The 1,348-nt window shown below is 75.0% G+C and carries 1 protein-coding gene and 2 pseudogenes; 1 reads left to right on the plus strand and 2 read right to left on the minus strand.

Translation table 11 applies throughout. The annotated features are described in order from the left end of the window. Window positions 1-493: pseudogene (locus tag AB0J52_RS40810) on the minus strand (hypothetical protein); the annotation flags it as partial. 102 nt (window positions 494-595) lie between these two features. Further along, window positions 596-1,018 carry a pyridoxamine 5'-phosphate oxidase family protein gene (locus AB0J52_RS40815; protein WP_500188604.1) on the minus strand — a complete coding sequence of 141 codons (423 nt, stop codon included), beginning with the start codon at window positions 1,016-1,018 and terminating at the stop codon, window positions 596-598. A gap of 137 nt (window positions 1,019-1,155) precedes the next feature. Here AB0J52_RS40815 and AB0J52_RS40820 point away from each other — a divergent pair. Next, window positions 1,156-1,348 (plus strand): annotated as a pseudogene (locus AB0J52_RS40820) (serine/threonine protein kinase); the annotation flags it as partial.

Below are 1,348 nucleotides of genomic sequence, written 5' to 3' on the forward strand. Positions count from 1 at the left end.
CCGCGCCCACGCAGTAGGCGGCGGCGCGCTCCACCCACGGGTGCGCGCCGACGCCGGGGTCGATCTCCGCCACCCGCCGCGCCGCGACCAGCGTGATCGCGGTGATCTGCAGGGACGAGACGGTCGTGTCGGCCGTCGCCCACCAGGGCGCGTTCCCCGCCGCGTTGGCGGTCGGGAGGGCGAACGGGAGGCCGCCGTCCGGCAGCGTCACCGACTCCAGCCAGTCGCACAGCTCCACCGCGTGCGGGTGCCCGCCGATCTCGGCGAACACCTCGAACGCGTGCGCGGCGGCGCCGGTCTGGCTCTCGGGGGAGCGCAGGTCGGGCTCCAGCCCCCAGCCGTAGCCGCAGTCGGGATTGCGATAGGCGTCCAGCGCCGCGACGACGGCCTCGACGTCGCCGGTGTCGCCGAACAGAAGGTCGAATCGCCGCCGGTCCAGCAGCCGCGCGTGCGTGGCCATGAAGTCCGCGGCCTTGTTCAGGTCGATGCTCATAAGCCCACCCTGACCGGCTCGCGCCCGTCCGTCTTGTAGCTTTCGGTCATCCGCGTCCGCCGGTCCGCCGAGTCGTCCGGCCGGCCGGTCGTGGGCCGCCGGTCACCCTTGGCCGCCCAGCCGCCGTCCGGTGATCTCCTTCGGTGCGAGCCGGATGCGGGCGGGCCGCGGCTCGGCGGGCCACGGCTCCACGGCGGCGGACTCCTCGTCGTCCTCCAGCTGGCGGGCGCCGCCGCGCAGCAGCACGCTCCACCCCTCGTGCCGCTCCGGGTCGATCCGGTCCACCTCGAAGGCGATCCGGACCTCCGCCCCGGACAGCAGCCCGGACAGGTTCTGGTTCAGCCGCCCGGCGAGCGACGTCCGGAACAGGATCGTCTCGCCGTCCAGGACGTAGTTGACCGGGGTCACCGTCGGCCCCTCGCCGTCGTCGTAGGCCACCCGGCCCACGCCGCCGGGAGCGATCAGCTTCAGGCACGTCTCGCGGTCGAGGGGCGACAGCGCCGGACCCCCCTGCGGTTCGGTCATGGCCGCGCCTTTCTGCTCGTCGGTGTCGTTTCGAGCCCTACCCGGCCCGGCCGGGCGTCACGCCGTGAGCTTGATCGCTTCGGTTGGGGGACGGCCCCGGTAGGGTCAAAACCGTCCCAAGGAGGTGGAGGCGCGGGGTGGACGATCCGCTGCGCCCCGGGCTGCTGCTCGGCGGCAGGTACCGGCTGGAGGCCCGAGTCGGCGACGGCGGCATGGCGTCGGTGTGGCGGGCCTTCGACGGCGTGCTGTCCCGCCCGGTGGCGGTGAAGGTCCCGCGCGCGGACGGCCCCGGCCGGTCGGCGCGCAGGCTGCGCCGGGAGGCCACGGCCG

The sequence above is a fragment of the Spirillospora sp. NPDC049652 genome (assembly GCF_040675125.1).
Taxonomy (GTDB): Bacteria; Actinomycetota; Actinomycetes; order Streptosporangiales; family Streptosporangiaceae; genus Spirillospora.